Raw genomic sequence first — 17,464 nt, forward strand, 5'->3', positions numbered from 1 at the left:
TGATTAGAATTTTACAGTAAGATTTACACCCATGGTACGGGTTGAAGGAAACTGAGTCAGCTCCACGCCGGGTGTGAGTGTTCCATTGTTCAGGTTACCGCCTTCAGGATCGAAGCCAGGGAAGCTGGTAAAGTTGAAAAGATCCCTTCCGTACAAAGCGATGCTGGCCTGTTGCAACCTCAGCTTCTGCACCAGCTTACGGGGAACGGCGAACTCAAAACGAACTTCACGGATCTTCAGGTAGCTTGCATCGAAAATATTCATCTCGGCATTGTTGATAGCGTAGATGGTCTCGTAATAAGTGGAAGCGTTCACACGAACAGTGTTGGGAACATATTTTTTTGCAGCAGCATCCCACACAACACCATCGCCTACGATACCTTCATCACGACCAGGCAGGGTAACTTTCGTTTTGCCCAAAGTATTGTTCTTGTGATTGGTTTGTGAATACATGCTGCCGCCTTTCTGGCCATCCAGCAATATGCTTACTCGCACATTCCTGATGGTGAATTCATTCATCAGTCCTGCTTTCCAGTCAGCAAATGCATTGCCCCATTTTTGCATTACGGGATTCACCGGCGCAGGAAGACCAATGGAAGTATAGATGATCTTTCCTTCTTCATTCCGCTGAAATCCGCTGCCATACATATCGCCCATTCTTCCGCCAACACGGGCTTCGATTGAAACGTTGCTGCCATGCGCATAGATCACCTGATTGGGAATACCGTCTTCCAGTTCCTTCACATAACTGCGGTTCATACTCCAGTTAATGGTAGTGGTCCAGGAGAAATTTTTGTTCACGATGGGTTTACCGGTGATCATCAATTCAGCTCCCCTGCTGTTGATCAGCCCCGCATTCAACACTTTGCTGTTGTATCCGGAAACCGGGTCAACCGGCAATGTGATGATCTGGTTGCGGCTGTTATTATTGTACACGGCGAAATCGACACCAATCCTGCCATTCAGGAAACGCAGGTCCAGTCCAGCTTCCATACTGGATGTGATCTCAGGTTTGAGATCGGGATTGAATAAGGTGGGAGGATTGGTAAGGCCGTTGCTGTAGATTTTATCGTAGTATTTTGCTGTTCTGTAAGGGTCAGTATCGTTGCCAACCTGCGCCCAGCTCAATCTAAGTTTTGCAAATGAAATGGGTGATGGCAATGTCAGCATTTCACTCAGCAATACACTGGTGCTGACAGAAGGATAGAAATATGAGTTGTTGCCTTTGGGCAATGTGCTGGACCAATCATTCCTTCCGGTAACATCCAGGAAGATCTTATCCTTGAAATTCAATTGACCTGTAGCGTACAAACTATTGATGGCCTTCTTTATTTTCTGAGGATCAGCCACTGCAGGATCAAGGCTATTGGAGATCATGTACACGCCAGGCTGCGCCAGCTGGTCTGCATACATCCCGGCGAAATCATAGGTGGAGCGCATAGCGTTCCCGCCAGCTGAAATGCTGTAGCGAAAATTTTTATTGATGCGATCATTATACGTAAGCAAGGCATCTGTGTTGATCTCGTAATTGAAGATGTTCTGCTCGCGATAGGAACCGTTGGGAAATTTGGTCATGCTGAATGGCCTTTGCTGTGAACGGAACTCGAAGGAAAGATCCGTTCCTGTGCGCACCATCAGTTCCAGCTTTGGACTGATCTCATAGTTGGCCGAGAGCGTGCCGATCACACCATGCTTGTTCATTTTGTTCAGCATCTCATAGAGATCGAGGTAAGGGTTATCAGGACCAGTATTGAAAGGGTTCCGTTGTTTCACATTCTCCTGACCTGGCATCCAGTAAGGCTTGAACCATTCTGGCCTGATATTCGGCGCAGTACCGATGATCAGGAAGTACATGATCGATTGGTTGTTGTAGCCTGCGCCGGGCAGATTATCGCTTTTCTTGTTGGTGTAATTGACCTTACCGTTGATCTTTAAGCGGTTTGAAATTTTTTGATTAACGGAGAGCGCGGCATTGATCCTTTCGAATCCTGTATTGGGCAGGATCCATTGGTTCTTAAGATGCGTCAAGCTCAGGCGTGCAGCGCCTCTGTCGCCACCACCTTCGATGGAAATGCCATTGGTGATGGTGAGACCTGTTCTGAAGAAACCGGAGATATAATCATCATGCGCAACCCAGGGTGTCCGTTGTGTGGGCTTGTTATCGGGCGTATTGGGATCGTACTGGAAATACATCTGTCCATTGAACTTCGGACCGAACGCTCTTCCTGCTGCAACGGTAGTGCTGGTATTGGTACCATCTTCGCTGTTGCCGTAGGAATAATATTTATCCGTTCTTCCTTCGCCATATTCGAACTGATAATCGGGCCAGCGGTTCACCTGGTCTATGCTGATATTGGAATTGTAGGTAATACCGAGGCCCTTATCTTTTTTTTGTCCTGATTTTGTGGTGATCAGGATAGCGCCACCTGCAGCGCGGCTTCCATAGAGAGCGGTAGCGCCAGCGCCTTTGAGCACAGTAACTTTTTCGATATCATCCGGATTGATATCGCTAAGCTGTGAACCAAAATCAACGGGGTTATCGGCAGACAGGTGCGAGGAATACCCCGTACCTGTAATGCGCTTACTCACGGGCACGCCATCCACAATGATCAGCGCCTGGTTATTGTCGAGATTGAGGGAAGACTCACCACGCAGCGTGATCCTTGAAGAGCCCATCGGACCAGCGCCTGCGCCCTGGATGTTCAGGCCCGCAACCTTACCGGAGAGGGCATTCACCCAGTTATTGGTCTTTGCATCCTGCACTGCATTCTCTTTGATGGTCTGTGCAGCATAGCCCAGTGATTTTTCTTCTCTTCGTATACCCAATGCTGTTACTACCACCACATTGAGCTCTTCGGATTTCGTGCGAAGGGTAACAGCCAGGGAGATCCTGGCCTTCTCCTGTACAGAGTAACCGGTGAGTGTATCGGATACAAATCCGATATGGCTAAAGATAAAATGGTAAGGGCCGCCAACCGGAAGGTTGGAGAAAGTGAAAATCCCTTTTTCGTTGGTTTCGCCGCTGGCAACAGCTTCGTTCTGCTGGTTCTGCATGGCTACTGCCACGTTGCCAAGCGCTTCGCCTTTGCTGTTCCTGACTACGCCCGTGGCCACTGGCCCGCGGGTTTGCGATTGCCCCTGTGTCCAGAAGCCGCAGAGCAGCAACAACAGCAAAAGTTGAATCCTGTTGGTCCTTGTAATTGGGTTGATGAATGGTTTCATACTTTCCGGTTTAGACAATACAATTCCTGTGCACTCTTTTTTGTATTGAGAATGCGATGAAAAAATGTGTTTCAATGATTTTACTGGACTGTTACCTGAATAATACCGTTCTCATTTACGGCTGAAAGATTGTTGAGCAAACCGATTGTTTGAATGAATTCAAGTAATGATTCTTTTTCCGGATCGAATTTTCCGGTGAACGTCATGCCGGCCAGCTGTTCAGGCCTGAACTGGATATTGGTTTTGAAATGCTCAGCCAGCCTGTTGAAAATGCTTTCCAGCGATTCGTTGTGAAATACCATCAGCTGACTGTCTGTCTGCGTTTTCGTTTTCGCCGGAACGGGCATAGGGATCCTGCGTATTTTCTCTTTCACATCTGTGATCACCATTTGCTGAAGGCCGTTCAATTGCAATTGCTGTCCGGGCAATAGAACAGTGCTTTTTATGCCCCTTGCCATCAGTGAACTGCCGGCATCCACTCTTACTTTTCCACTTAACAAATGCACACGTATATTTTCCCCCTCGAAGGCAGAGATCGAAAACACTGTTCCGAGCGCAGTTGTAGCCAGTTGCCCGGCATACACAGTGAAAGGTCTTGCCTGGTCTTTTGCCACATCGAATCGGGCTTCACCTTTGAGTACGATGCTGCGTTTATCATGCAGGAAAGGTTGAGGATAGATCAGCTCACTGTTAGGCGACAACTGAACAAGACTACTGTCTTCAAGAACCAGTGATAAGGTTTTATTGGTGGAATTGAATCTGCGTTGATAACGTACAGGCGCAAGCGCTATGGCTGGTTCTGTTGCAGTAAGGGATTTTACAGGTTCAGGTTCATTACTCTGCGTGTACCATAATCCACCAGTGATGAACAGCAGTATTGCCGCTGCGGCAGCCCAGTTCCTGCTGATGATCCTGCGCCTTTGTAATTCGTATGTATTTGTCCTGATCGCAGACAGTAACTTCTTGGAGATCTCCTTCGGCAGGGCTTGCCTGGCTTCAAAGTTTTCCCATGATTGCTCAGTGAGGTATTTTTTCAGGACCTCCGGATGCCTGATAAAATAATCGCCGATAGCCTGTCTTTCCTGTGTATCACATTCATTGTTGAAATATCGCCTGATCTGCGCTTCAGTAATTTTCATACATCTATAATTCGTGGGAAAAAGGCTGATCCCTCACCGGTAACAATTAGTTAATGAAGAGTTGGATTCAGAGGAACCAGAAGATGAAGACCATTTTATCTTTCAAATGCCGGATGGCGCGCCCGATATGGTTTTCAACGGTCTTGGGGGAAATGGACAATTGTTCCGCAATCTCTTTATGCGAGAGCTCATCAAAGCGGCTGAGCTTGAAAACTTTTTTCTGACTGGTGAAAGATCTTCAATGAGAGCTTCCACTTGTTTGAGATCTTCCTTGTAATCTGTAGGGCCTGCTTCCTGGATATCGCTGATATCATCCACTGCGTGGAGGAGATAACGGTTGGCAGTTCTTTCCTTTCTGAGGAGATCGATCATGGTGCTGCGTGCGATACGGAAAAGCTGAATGGCGATATCATACTGTAGAGAAAGGTCTTTCCGGTTCTCCCACATCTTGATGAAAGTGAGTTGCACTGTTTCTTCGGAGAGATAAGTGGAGTGGCAATGCCTGAGCACATAGTAATACAGTTTGGAATGGTATTGCTGGTATACCTTTTCGAAGCTCTGGATGTTGCCGCTTTGTATTTGCTGTATCATCTGCATAGCCGGTTGCAAATATCCTGAAGAGAAGATGCGTCCGGGTAAATAGATGATTATCGTATTGTTATTTCGGTAACTGATTGAAATGCAAAACGCCAGTCCGGGGACTGGCGTTAAGAATGAGTATCGTTTATTTGTTTTCTGCTGCTTTTTCTTCTTCCTGCTCCTGGCCTTCCGGCTTTTCGGGTCTCATTTGCGGGAAGAGGAGTACATCCTGGATGCTGGTGTTATTGGTCATCAGCATGGTGAGGCGGTCGATACCGATGCCGATACCTCCGGTAGGCGGCATACCATATTCGAGTGCGCGGAGGAAGTCGTGATCGATGTACATAGCTTCATCATCGCCGCGTTCCATCAGCTTCACCTGCTCTTCGAAACGTTCGCGCTGATCGATGGGATCATTCAGCTCGCTGTAGGCATTGGCAATTTCCTTACCGTTCACCATCAGCTCAAAACGCTCTACCAGACCGGGTTTGCTGCGGTGCTTCTTGGTGAGTGGGCTCATCTCAACGGGATAGTCTGTGATGAATGTAGGTTGAACGAAATGTCCTTCACATTTTTCACTGAAGATCTCATCGATCAGTTTGCCTTTACCGAATGCAGGATCGGGATAGAGACCGAGTTGTTTGCAGGCTTCGCGAAGCTGCTCTTCGTCCATATTGTTTACGTCGATGCCGGTATGTTCTTTAATGGCATCGTACAGGGTGATGCGTTTGAAAGGCGCTTTGAAATCGATCTCTTTATCACCCACCATTAATTTGGTAGTGCCATGCAGGTTCATTGCAATGGTCTCCAGCATCTGCTCGGTGATCTCCATCAGCCAGAAATAATCCTTGTAGGCAGTGTACCATTCGAGAACGGTGAACTCGGGATTATGCGTGCGGTCCATGCCTTCATTGCGGAAGTTGCGGCTGAACTCATACACCCAATCGAATCCGCCTACGATGAGGCGCTTCAGGTAAAGCTCATTCGCAATGCGCAGGTAGAAAGGAACGTCCAGTGCATTGTGATGTGTAACGAAGGGACGTGCTGCTGCGCCTCCGGGAATAGCCTGGAGAACAGGAGTGTCCACTTCAATGGCGCCGCGCTCATTGAGAAAGTCGCGGATGGTATTGATGAGTTTGGTGCGTTTCAGAAAAGTATCTTTCACCTGTGGGTTCACGATCAGGTCTGCATACCGCTGACGGTAACGGAACTCCGGATCGGTAACGGCATCGAAAGTATCTCCGTCTGCTGTTGTTTTCACAACGGGCAGTGGCTTCAATGATTTGGTAAGCACAGTGAGCTCATGAACGTGCAGGGAAGTTTCACCTGTTTTGGTAGTGAACACATAACCTTTCACACCGATGATATCACCGATATCAGTGAGGTGTTTCCATACTTTATCATAGAGGGATTTGTCTTCACCCGGAGCGATCTCATCCCGTTTGATATAGAGCTGGATGATACCTGTAGAATCCTGCAATTTGGCGAAGTTGGCTTTCCCCATATCACGGACGCCCATGATTCGGCCTGCCAGCACCACTTCTTTGAAATCAGCATTGTTCTCTCCCTCCTTAAAATTTGCCAGGATATTGGCAGCGGTGTTGTTCACCGGGAATAAGGGTGCGGGATAGGGATCGATGCCCATTTCCTGGAGTTTCGCCAGTTTCTCTCTCCGGATAATCTCTTGTTCTGATAAATGCATGTGTGATGATTGGTTATAAAACGGCTGCAAAAATAGCGCAAAAACAACAAAAAGCCCCTGCCTTTTAAAGGTCAGGGGCAGGTTCAGAGCCTTGCTAAATCATTTCATTGGAGGCGGGAAGCCGATCCGGCTCTAAAAACAGGGGGCGGTCCCCGCCTGATTACCCTGCAGCCGATCCTTTTGTTCAAGCATTCGTCTGTTGTATTCAATTCCGCCCGTTCTGTTTCGCTACCGGATCTTTGTTTCCCGCAACTCCATTTCTCACTTCTCAAAACAACTTCGTTCCAACTACTTTATGACTTTCCAGTTTGTCTAACTGCGTCTGGTACTGGAGTTGCACCAATTGCAATTTGGCGTCTTCCACATTGGTTTGTGCGGTCAGCAACTCAACATTCGTGATCAATCCTTCCTTGAACCGCACCTGCGCCAATGAATAAGCGCGCTCTGCCTGCGATACCAGAACGCTCGTGTTCTTTATTTTTTCCTGTAGGTTCTTATAATCTTCCTGCACAGTGGCCAGGTCTTTCTGAATATTGTTCTCCAGGGTTTTCAGCGATGCTTTGGTGGCATCGATCTGCACCTGCGTTAATTTCTGACGGAGCCTGGGGCGATCGCCGCTGAGGATCGGAATGTTCAATCCAACGCCCACCGAGCCATTGAGACGGAACTGATCAATGTCCGGCTGATAGCCGTTTCGTACACCGCCTGATGCAGTACCGGTAAGACTGGGCCTCGATTCTACAGTTGATTCTTTCAAATCATACTGGTAGAGGTCCAGTTGTTTTTGGAGCACGCGCGCTTCCGGATTCACCTGCTGCCAGTTGCCCGCTTCCATCAGCAGGGTGAGCTCATCATAACTTTCCCGGGCAGGTATCTTTCCACGGACATCCGTAGCCGTTAGCCATTGCATGAGTACATACTGTTTTTCCAGGGAGCTTTGAAGATCAGACAGGCGGTTGGTGGCATTGGCCGTGCGTACCTGTGTGGTGAGCAGGTCATATTCCAGCGCATCACCATTGCGGATACGCGCCTGGATCAGTCTTTCATTCTCTTTGAGCGAACTGATCTGGTCTGCCTGCACCTGGATGGCTTTCTGGTAGAATTGAATATTGTAAAAGAGTTGTGTTACCTGGTAGGCGATCGCATTCCTGCTGTTATCGAGGTTCTCGATGTTGAGCGCATGTTCCGCATCGTTCTTTCCCAGCTTCAGTTTGGTTCGTCCAAAATCATAGATCAATTGCTGCACGTTCAGTGCTGCATTGTAATTGTTGTAAGGAGTGAACTGAATAGTAGCCGGACCTGTAGGAAGCGGGAATTCTGCTTTTGCCACCGGAGCATCGAAACGGTACGAAATATTTGTGGTGGCTGTAGGAAGATATCCGGCTTTGATGATGGATTGCTTCACTCCATCGGCCTTCAGTGATTCTTCCATTTCCCTGATGCGGGGATAATTGCTGACAGCGGCCTGGATCAGGCCTTTCAGTTGTTCATCCCTCACGGGCGACTCCTGCGCCATTGCGGGAGATAACGCAATGAGCAGGACGAGTGCGCCAATAATCTTTTTCATGCTGTATGATTTGTTTGATCGCTTCATTGTTGTATTGTATCAGTGTGCTGCCTCCATCGCTTCTTTCACTGCCTTAGCATCTACAGGGGCAGCAGGTCCGTTCGTTTTCTTCTTTCTCAGGAAAACCACCAGTGGCAGTACGATGATAAAGAAGATACCGATGAGCCGGAATGTATCGAGGTATGCGAGATAATAGGCTTGTTTGTCTACTGCTCCGCTCACCATCGCATAGGCTTTGGCGGTAGCAGTGGAGGCATCGCCGGTTTTGGCGATCATGCTCTGGGTGATGGCTGTCATGCGTTCTGTCATTGCCGGCGCGCCATCGTAGGTATTGGCCACCATATCGGCCCGGTGCTGTGCATACCGATGGCTCACGAAATTATTGGCCATGGCAATCCCAAAAGCTCCACCGATCTGGCGGATCATATTGTTCAATGATATGCCCGCTGCGTAATCTTTGGGCTGCAGTCCTGCCACTGCCTGGTTGATCAGGGGCAGTTGGCTCATCGAGATACCGAATGCGCGGATCAGCAGGGGAACAAAGAAGGCCCATCTTCCTACATCCGGGCTAATGTCTGCACTCATCCAGGAGTAGATAGCAAAGAGGATAAAGCCCACCACGATAAAGGGAATAGGCGATACGCCTTTACTCATCATCTTCCCGATCACCGGCATCATCACTACACCCGCCAGCGTTGGTGGTAGTAGCGATAATCCCGTTTCGTAAGCCGTAAAGCCCAGCACCCGCTGTGCCAGCACAGGATATACGAATACCGAAGTGAACAATCCCAGGCCCGCCACAAAAGTGAAGATAGTAGTGAAGGCATATGGCCTGTGTTTCATCACACGCAGGTTCACCACAGGATTGGGTATGCGCAATTCATAGATGATGAAACCAACCACGCCGATCACGGCCAGCACGGCGCAGGTCTTGATGGCATCACTGGCGAACCAGTCTTCCGCTTCTCCGCGCTCCAGCACAAACTGAAGGGTGCCGATGCCCAGCATCAGTAAGGCGATACCGATATAATCGATCTTGATACCAGCCCGCTTCTGCCCCTCTCCTTCCTTTTTATCGATGAATGTATAAGCAAGAATAGTAGCGATGATACCTACAGGCAGGTTCACGAGGAACATCCAGGGCCAGCTGAAATGTTCGATAAGATAACCTCCCACAGTGGGTCCCAGCGTGGGCCCCAGGATCAGCCCCATCCCGAACAAACCCGAAGCCATGGGCCTTTCTTCCGGCGTGAAAGCATCGAAGAGGATTGCCTGCGAAGTGGAGAGCAGCGCACCGCCGCCCACACCTTGCACAAAGCGCCAGATGATCAACTCAACGAGGTCTGTTGATTGCGCACACATATAACTGGCGATGGTGAAAATGACCATGCTCACCAGGTAATAATTCTTGCGCCCGAAATACTCAGCCAGGAAACCCGTCATCGGAATGATGATCACATTGGCGATGGCATAGGAAGTGATCACCCAGCTGATGTCCTCGATGTTCACACCCAGGCTGCCAGCCATCTCACTGAGGCCCACATTCACGATACTGGTATCGATCAGTTCCATCACGGCTGCCGTTACCGTTGTGAGCACTATTATGAATCGTGCAAATCCTTTTGGACTGGACATGTTAAAATGTTGGATAGATCAGGCCATAGCATTGCCGGCTGCCGCAAAATGCATGCAGTAGAGAATGTTATGGCAAGAACGGGTGATTAATTCAAGGGAACGCTTACAAAAACGCTGAGCCCGGCACGAAGTACTTCGCGGTATTTATCGCAATCAGTGATAGCGATCTTCACGGGAACGCGCTGCGTTACTTTCACGAAGTTGCCGCTGGCATTGTCCGGAGGCAGCAGCGCGAAACGCGCGCCTGTTGCATCACTGAGACTTTCAACAGAACCTTTGATCTTCATATCGGGATACGCGTCAACTTCAATATCTACGGGCATTCCGGGATGAAGCTTCTTGATCTGGTTCTCTTTGAAGTTGGCCACGATCCAGTAAGTTGTATCATTCACCACCGTGAAAAGTGGAGCGCCTGCCTGTACATATTGTCCAAGGGAGATATTCTTCCTGCCGATCTTTCCGGCCTGCGGTGCATAGATCTTCGTATAGCTCAGTTTGAGTTTTTCCTGTTCGATGAGGGCCTTCTTCACATCGATGGTGGCCGCAGCTTTTGTTACAGCCGCTTCCAGGATACCGATCCGGCTTTCAGCACCGGCGAGATCATTGTGACTGTTATCAGTTGTTTTCACCAGGGTTTCGTAATCATACTTGCTGTCTTCAAGTTGCTTGTAAGTGATGGCATTCTCGGCATAGAGATTCTGATTACGCTGGAGGTCTTTCTGCGCTTTCTCAAGCTTCACCTGGTTGATGGAGATATTGCCTTTATTCACGCGGAGTGAAATGAGCGCATTGTTGAGTGCAGCTTTTGCATTCTGGAGATCGGCCACTGCCGCTGCATAATCAGCATTGAGTTGTAACAGTTGCGCCTGGATATCGGCATCATCCAGCTCCACTACCAGTTGTCCTGCCTTTACGGAATCGTAATCATTTACAGCGATGCTCTTCACATACCCCGGCACTCTTGGAAGTACAGGTACCAGTTGTGTTTCCACCTGAGCGTTATCGGTACTCTCATGATGCAGCGCAAACATGATCTTCCTGTAGCCGAAGATGGCCACCACCACCAGCACTGCTGCGATAACGATCAATCGCACAGGTGATTTCTTTTTTTCAGGTTTGTTCGGTTGTTCCATACTGTTATAGTCTGTCAGTTTATTAAAAGTTGTTATTCTGTGGTAAGATGCGCGCGGATCATTAGTCTGAGGTGATCTTTCAACCTGGGTTTCATTTTAGCGAGGTATTCCGCTTCATTTTCCCTGTCTATTTTGAAGAGGGCGCAATAGATATTCTTTGAATTGATAACGGAATTGATGGTCCCCATCATGGAAGCCATCGTCATTTCCGGATCGATCTTCCTGAACTCCTTCTTTTTGATGCCTTCATCTATGAGTTGCCTGATAAGCGTGAAGTTCTTCATCTTGATGCTGGTGATGAGATCGATGATCTCGTGGGAACGGTCTGTATTGTATTCCTGGTTGATGATGGTGTGGAACTTTCTTCCATTGAGGATCTTGTCTACATAATATTCGATCACCTTTTCGATCTTTTCCCAGGAGCTCAGCTTCGTATTCTTCACCATATCCTCCAGCAGTTCAGAGCTGGAAGCGAAGCGCTGTTCGATGAGCACCAGCAGGAGCTTTTCCTTTGACCCGAAATAATAAGAGATCATGGCAAGGTTCACATCTGCTTTCTGTGCAATATCACGCACCGAAGTGCCATCGAATCCTTTCTCGGCAAACAGCTCTTCTGCTGCATTGATGAGTTGCTCCCTTTTATCTGTTTTTTCGGCTGAAGTCATCCTGCTATTGATTTACCGCCTCAAAATTAAACAAACGTTTGAATTAAACAAATGTTTAGTTTGTTAGCGGCTCGTTAAGGGGATCTGATTCCGGGTTGGGAAACATATTGGCGCTTTGGTGGGTTGGATGGGCATTGGAGGAGAATGAGCTGTAGTAGTGGGCCGGGCTGTGGGGCGTATGTTTCCAAGACCCGTCATCAGCCCCCTTAACTCGCATGAGTCCTATGTGCAGCAGGGTTTATTTAATCGGGTTGAAACAACCTGCTTTGTATTGTAGGTCAAAAATTATTGAGAGCTTATATCCGGAAATGAGCTATTAGCGAGGCTTCCAATAACGATTCTTTATTGTGAGGCTAAGTATTAAATAAGCACTGACGCACCCACACCTCCAGCCTGCTTACGCAGTCTATGGGCGGGGATGGTTGCCGGGAAGGGCCTTCGAAACAGAAGCGAAGAAGCTCAAAAGAATTACCACAGCCCCATCTCTCCAACCCACATTTCAAAAACCATCCAACTGCGCCGTCTGTTTCACAGCCCTCCCCCCGCAACCTCCCCGCCCCAATTTTATTCCGGGTCTCGAAAGTGAGAGGAGGAGTTGCCCGCGGATATTGCCGCGCTATACCGTAAATTTGCAGGAATATTATTTTTTGAATTTCGATCTATGAGTGTAACTACCACCCCGACGCTGACGGCCAAGGATTTTTCGAGCGACCAGGAAGTACGCTGGTGCCCGGGCTGCGGCGATTACTCTATCCTGGCACAGGTGCAGAAGATCATGCCGGGACTGGGAATCCCTAAAGAGAATATCGTGATCATCTCCGGGATCGGCTGCAGCAGCCGCTTCCCCTACTATATGAATACCTATGGCATGCACTCGATCCACGGCCGCGCTACAGCTATCGCCAGCGGATTGAAAGCTTCCCGCCCCGGCCTCAGCGTTTGGATCGTTACAGGGGACGGCGACGGACTGAGCATCGGAGGTAATCATACCATTCACCTGCTTCGCCGCAACTTCGATGTGAACGTGATGCTGTTCAATAACCAGATCTATGGTCTCACTAAAGGACAATACTCTCCCACTTCAGAAGAGAACAAGATAACCAAGTCCACGCCATTCGGCTCTATCGACCATCCCTTCAATCCCCTGGCCCTCGCCATGGGTGCGGATGCCACCTTTATCGCACGCAGCATGGACCGCGATCCCAAACACCTGCAGGAAGCATTGGTCCGCAGCCATAAACACAAAGGATCTTCCTTCCTGGAGATCTATCAGAACTGCAACATCTTCAATGATGGCATCTTCGAAGTGTTCACTGAAAAATCTTCCAAGCCGGATAATACTTTGTTCCTGGAGCAGGGCAAGCCGCTCATCTTTGGCGCACAGCAAAACAAAGGCATCAAGCTGGATGGCTTCAAACCTGTGATAGTGGAACTTGGAGATGGTGTAAGCGCAGACGATCTTTGGGTACATGATGAGCGCGATTTTTACAAAGCACAGATCCTCGTACGCATGTTCGATGATCCAAGAGTAGAAGGTCATCTGCCTAGACCATTCGGTGTATTCTACGAAACGGACCGCCCTTGCTATGAAGACATGATGGCGCTGCAGATCGAAGAAGTGATCAGATCAAAAGGCAAAGGTGATCTGGATAAGTTACTGAGAGGAAAAGAAACCTGGAGCATCGCTTAGATCAAAGCAATCAATTTTCTTTTTATATATCAGAAGCCATACACAAGTATGGCTTTTTGATTTTTATCATATCATCGATCCTGAAAATAAAAAAGCCAGCGATGGAAATCGCCGGCATGTGCTTACCTCTGAAACCACAAAAAGAAAGAAGTTAGCAATGAGTTCTATCTACTAATAATAGGTTTGGGCATTTCCCATAAGTTGTATTGGATCCTTCCCAGCGGGGTGGCAGCGCTTTTTAGCTTGCCATAAAATACTTTGATGCAATGCTCATTAGCTCCGTAAAAGAAGCCGATGCTATATTGGGTTTTCCTTTTAATTCAGGAATTAAAAACAAATTGATTTCAGTTTACATGGCATCAATGGGTACAATGCACCGATAGCCTGTAACTGCAAAGAGTGGTTACAACAACGAGGTAAGCTTATTTAAAAGGGTCGGGATACAATATTAGTCAACACGGAAAATGGATCGTCCTCACATCAGACTTTAGTTACCGGAGATTGGATGGTTGGAAATGAGGAGATTGGATTGAAGCGGTTTGCTTTGTCGGTGAGAGTATTGTTTCAGCGCATAAGCAGGGTAAAAGTAAAGACTGTTTTCTTAAAAATCAATATTTTTAAGAAGAATTTTTAACACTGTTGCAATAAATCAATTTTTCCGGACAGTCGTCTGGCACAAAAACACTAGTGAACACCGTTAGTGGTGAGCACTCTCCCCGCAGCTTTGAACACCTTCTCTTTCTTATAATCGTACCACCATTTGGGGGCTGTCCTCTTCATCAGCGTATCGATCCCGCGCATGCCGAACAGATTCCACAGTCCATTCAACTTACCGATATGAGATTTCTGCAAAGCGCGGAGACTCATGGCAAAGCCACTGTCGAGATACTCCATATGATGCCAGTAACCTGCCGGCATGAACAGGGTATCCCCATGATCCAGGATCACTTCATACCCCTGGGCCAGTTTCAGCGCAGGGAACTGTTCATAGTCGGGTTTGCCTTTATTATCGGCATAATTGCTGAAGTCGGCAAGACTGAGTACTTCAAAAGGTTTGCGGTAAAGCTTGTGTTGTTCTTCGAATGGGAAAAGCAGCACTCTCTTTCTGCCTGTGAATTGTGTATGCAGGATATGGGAGAGATCGATATCGAAATGCATATGGGTGATGCTGGTGGCGCCACCTGTGAACAGCATCGGGTATTTCTTCACAAAGCCCTTCATCAGGTGCTCGGGCCAGGTGAAATCACTGGCGAGCTCAGGTGCATGATCGAAAATATTGAAGAGGAAGATCCTCCAGCCGGCTGGCCCCTGACTGATCATATCGATATATTCGCCAAAGGTCTTGTAATCATCTGCAGTATTGATGGGGGTATAGGCATCACTCTTCACATTGTTGTAAAGTCCAACTCTCTTATCGCCTACGATGTTCTTGAAATATTGCCAGTTCCATTTGTCGTATGCAGGCCAGGCTTTTGCAAGGTCTGCAATGACCAGGGGCTTCATGGGTTTATAGTAATGCTGCTGAAAATCTTCACCACTGATATTGTCAACTCTGTCTACAGGATGTAAACGCATAGCAACAAAATTTTCGCAAATCTAACATTAAATTCATTTTAGCGGTACAGACCCGCCCGGGAATATGGCTGTCTGGTGACAATTATGCACCTTTACACTTTAATTTATAATATGTTACTACACCTGCATCCTGACGATCCGCAGCCACGGAATCTCCGAACCGTTGCGGCCACCCTTTCAAAGGGCGGTGTGATCATTTATCCAACCGATACCATCTATGGACTTGGATGTGACATATATCAACCCAAGGCCGTGGAAAGGATTGCCCGAATCAAGGGCGTTGACCCGCAGAAAGCGCAGCTGTCATTCATCTGTTACGACCTCAGCGATCTCAGCAAATACACCAAGAGCATTTCAACTCCCATATACCGGATGCTGAAACATTACCTGCCCGGCCCTTATACCTTCATCCTGCCTGCCAGTAAGGAAGTGCCGAAGATCCTCAAAAGTAAAAAGGATACTATCGGGCTTCGCATACCCAATAACAATATCGCCCGGGCCATCATCAAAGAACTGGGCCATCCCATCCTCAGCGCTTCACTGCCCGGTGAAATGGTGGAAGAATATACCGATCCGGAACTGATGATCCGGAAATTCGATAAACTGGTAGACCTCGTGGTTGATGGCGGTATCGGAGGTATGGTGCCCTCCACCATCGTTGATTGCACCGGCGATCAGCCGGTAGTGATCAGACAGGGCGCCGGCGCCTTTGAAATGCAAGAAGATTAAAACCATTCCAGATAATTTCACCATATGTCCAACCAATCATTGTACGATAAATATTTCCCTCAGACCTTTTCTCTTGAAACTCCGCGCGTGATCCTGCGTCTCCTGCAACCGGAAGACTTCGACGCCTTCCTCCCACTCGCAGCATCCAAGGATACCTGGGCATATTTCACCAAAGACCTCAGCGATCCTGAAGAACTCCGCTCCTGGATCTATGTGGCCCTCGAAGAACGCGCAGAGCACAAGCGCATGCCCTTCACCGTGATAGACAGGGATACACATGAAATTTGCGGAAGTACCAGTTTCGGTAATATTTCTTTCTACGATTCAAGGATCGAGATCGGGTGGAGCTGGCTCGGTCCGGACTTCAGGGGCGCAGGCGTGAACCGCCACGCCAAATTCGCGCTGCTCAGCTATGCATTCGAAGTGATGAAAATGGAAAGAGTGGAAATCAAAACAGACAATCTCAACGAAAGGTCCAAGGCCGCCCTCCTCAAAGTGGGTATGATCCCGGAAGGCGTACTCCGCAGCCATATGCTCATGCACTCCAACAGGAGAAGAGACAGCGCTTATTTCGGATTGTTGAAAAAAGAATGGGACGAAAGGAAATTCCAGTTTTTCCCGGACATGTACTAAATAAAAAAGCTCCCTGTCTTTCGACAGAGAGCAAAAGTACAACCACCTGAAAAACCGTCCTTGATTATTTGCAACGAACGCGGCCATTGTGTTTGTGGTGATAGATCTTCTTGCTGGCCATTTTGCGTTCGTGAATTAAATGTTTTCTTTCGCGGGGACTGATGCGGCCATCATTTCTTTTATAGCGCATCCTGTCGTGGCGGATATCACGCTGGTCTTTATGTAAGCGATAAGCTTCTGCTTTTGTAAGCTGACCAGTCTTAACGCCATTGTATATGCGCTCTTTCTGATTCTTCTCCCTGATGGGTTGAGCTTGTGAAACACTTACACCAACCACCATCATCATTACAACCGAGAGGAAAATTGAAGCTTTCATAATCGTAAATTTTGTAGTGAAACAATCTTTACATATCAGACAGCTGCTGTTCTCTCCGGTTTAATGGATGGTGCAACGATTATTGTTAGGGAAACTATAAATCCAATTCAAGTTGTTCTTCCGAGGAGAAGCATTGGAAGGAACGGCGATGATAGGGGCTCAGTCCATGCGCCATGATGGCCTTGCGATGGTCGGCAGTGCCATACCCTTTATTGGAATTCCATTTATAATGCGGGAAGGATTCGTGCAGTTGTTTCATGTGATCATCGCGGTAAGTCTTGGCCAGGATGCTGGCCGCCGCAATGCTTGCATAAATGGAATCACCTTTTATGATGCAGGCATGAGGAATACCTCTGTAAGGGATGAATCGGTTTCCATCTATGAGCAGGAGTTTCGGTTGTTGCTGCAGTTGTTCCACTGCCAGGTGCATCGCTTTGAAAGATGCTTTTAAGATATTGATCTCATCGATCTCTTCATGCGATACCATTGCTACAGCATAGGCCACTGCCTTTTCCTGGATGAAACCGCGCAACTCGTAACGGTTTTCTTCAGTTACCTGCTTGGAATCATTCAACAACGGATGATAGAACTCCGCCGGCAGTATCACAGCCGCCGCTACTACCGGACCAGCGAGGCATCCGCGGCCCGCTTCATCACATCCGGCTTCAATCAGTTCTTCCTGGTGAAAATTCTTGAGCAATTCCTGAAACTTTGCCCAAAAGTAAGGGGTTGGCAAGAATAGGAGCATGATTGGTAAAGGATTTTTACTCACATGTGTATTGCTTTGATGTGATTGATGTATCGAAAATCCATTTTAGC

14 protein-coding genes and 1 pseudogene are annotated in these 17,464 nt (G+C 48.0%); 3 read left to right on the top strand and 12 right to left on the bottom strand.

Annotation, left to right across the window (positions count from 1 at the left end):
• Positions 1-3: 3 nt before the first annotated feature.
• The 9 genes and pseudogenes from FSB84_RS05725 to FSB84_RS05760 form a co-directional block, all read right to left on the bottom strand.
• A complete protein-coding gene (locus FSB84_RS05725; RefSeq protein ID WP_130542479.1) occupies positions 4-3,222 on the bottom strand; it encodes a SusC/RagA family TonB-linked outer membrane protein in 3,219 nt (1,072 codons plus the stop codon).
• An 80-nt stretch (positions 3,223-3,302) separates the two neighbouring features.
• Positions 3,303-4,361 carry a FecR family protein gene (locus FSB84_RS05730; protein WP_130542478.1) on the bottom strand — a complete coding sequence of 353 codons (1,059 nt, stop codon included), beginning with the start codon at positions 4,359-4,361 and terminating at the stop codon, positions 3,303-3,305.
• A gap of 67 nt (positions 4,362-4,428) precedes the next feature.
• On the bottom strand, positions 4,429-4,533 hold the full coding sequence (locus FSB84_RS31630) for a LuxR C-terminal-related transcriptional regulator (RefSeq protein WP_394367098.1): 105 nt from the start codon (positions 4,531-4,533) through the stop codon (positions 4,429-4,431).
• A 185-nt stretch (positions 4,534-4,718) separates the two neighbouring features.
• Positions 4,719-4,958 (bottom strand): annotated as a pseudogene (locus tag FSB84_RS31635) (RNA polymerase sigma factor); the annotation flags it as partial.
• 127 nt (positions 4,959-5,085) lie between these two features.
• Positions 5,086-6,642 carry a lysine--tRNA ligase gene (gene lysS / locus FSB84_RS05740; RefSeq protein WP_130542476.1) on the bottom strand — a complete coding sequence of 519 codons (1,557 nt, stop codon included), beginning with the start codon at positions 6,640-6,642 and terminating at the stop codon, positions 5,086-5,088.
• A gap of 268 nt (positions 6,643-6,910) precedes the next feature.
• Complete coding sequence (locus FSB84_RS05745) at positions 6,911-8,209, bottom strand: TolC family protein (protein ID WP_158643790.1); 1,299 nt, start codon at positions 8,207-8,209, stop codon at positions 6,911-6,913.
• 39 nt (positions 8,210-8,248) lie between these two features.
• On the bottom strand, positions 8,249-9,844 hold the full coding sequence (locus FSB84_RS05750) for a DHA2 family efflux MFS transporter permease subunit (RefSeq protein ID WP_130542474.1): 1,596 nt from the start codon (positions 9,842-9,844) through the stop codon (positions 8,249-8,251).
• Between the two features lie 86 nt (positions 9,845-9,930).
• The gene (locus tag FSB84_RS05755) at positions 9,931-10,977 is read right to left on the bottom strand and encodes an HlyD family secretion protein (protein WP_130542473.1); all 1,047 of its coding nucleotides are present in this window, start codon (positions 10,975-10,977) and stop codon (positions 9,931-9,933) included.
• A gap of 32 nt (positions 10,978-11,009) precedes the next feature.
• Complete coding sequence (locus FSB84_RS05760; RefSeq protein ID WP_130542472.1) at positions 11,010-11,642, bottom strand: TetR/AcrR family transcriptional regulator; 633 nt, start codon at positions 11,640-11,642, stop codon at positions 11,010-11,012.
• A 661-nt stretch (positions 11,643-12,303) separates the two neighbouring features.
• Between FSB84_RS05760 and FSB84_RS05765 the strand changes: the two genes are divergently transcribed.
• Positions 12,304-13,332, top strand: coding sequence for a 2-oxoacid:ferredoxin oxidoreductase subunit beta (locus FSB84_RS05765; RefSeq protein WP_130542471.1), 1,029 nt, complete (start codon positions 12,304-12,306; stop codon positions 13,330-13,332).
• Between the two features lie 684 nt (positions 13,333-14,016).
• Here FSB84_RS05765 and FSB84_RS05770 read toward each other — a convergent pair.
• Complete coding sequence (locus tag FSB84_RS05770) at positions 14,017-14,907, bottom strand: cupin-like domain-containing protein (protein ID WP_130542470.1); 891 nt, start codon at positions 14,905-14,907, stop codon at positions 14,017-14,019.
• 111 nt (positions 14,908-15,018) lie between these two features.
• On the opposite strand from FSB84_RS05770, the gene FSB84_RS05775 reads away from it, so the two are divergent.
• Together FSB84_RS05775 and FSB84_RS05780 are read left to right on the top strand one after the other, a co-directional pair.
• The gene (locus FSB84_RS05775; protein WP_130542469.1) at positions 15,019-15,636 is read left to right on the top strand and encodes an L-threonylcarbamoyladenylate synthase; all 618 of its coding nucleotides are present in this window, start codon (positions 15,019-15,021) and stop codon (positions 15,634-15,636) included.
• A 24-nt stretch (positions 15,637-15,660) separates the two neighbouring features.
• Positions 15,661-16,269, top strand: a complete 609-nt coding sequence (locus FSB84_RS05780) for a GNAT family N-acetyltransferase (protein WP_130542468.1) — start codon at positions 15,661-15,663, stop codon at positions 16,267-16,269.
• A 64-nt stretch (positions 16,270-16,333) separates the two neighbouring features.
• Here FSB84_RS05780 and FSB84_RS05785 read toward each other — a convergent pair whose 3' ends face one another.
• Both FSB84_RS05785 and FSB84_RS05790 read right to left on the bottom strand, forming a co-directional pair.
• Positions 16,334-16,645, bottom strand: a complete 312-nt coding sequence (locus FSB84_RS05785; RefSeq protein ID WP_130542467.1) for a hypothetical protein — start codon at positions 16,643-16,645, stop codon at positions 16,334-16,336.
• A 94-nt stretch (positions 16,646-16,739) separates the two neighbouring features.
• Positions 16,740-17,345, bottom strand: coding sequence for a ribonuclease HII (locus FSB84_RS05790; protein WP_207234288.1), 606 nt, complete (start codon positions 17,343-17,345; stop codon positions 16,740-16,742).
• Between the last annotated feature and the right edge of the window lie 119 nt (positions 17,346-17,464).

Source organism: Pseudobacter ginsenosidimutans (assembly GCF_007970185.1).
GTDB classification, from domain to species: Bacteria; Bacteroidota; Bacteroidia; order Chitinophagales; family Chitinophagaceae; genus Pseudobacter; species Pseudobacter ginsenosidimutans.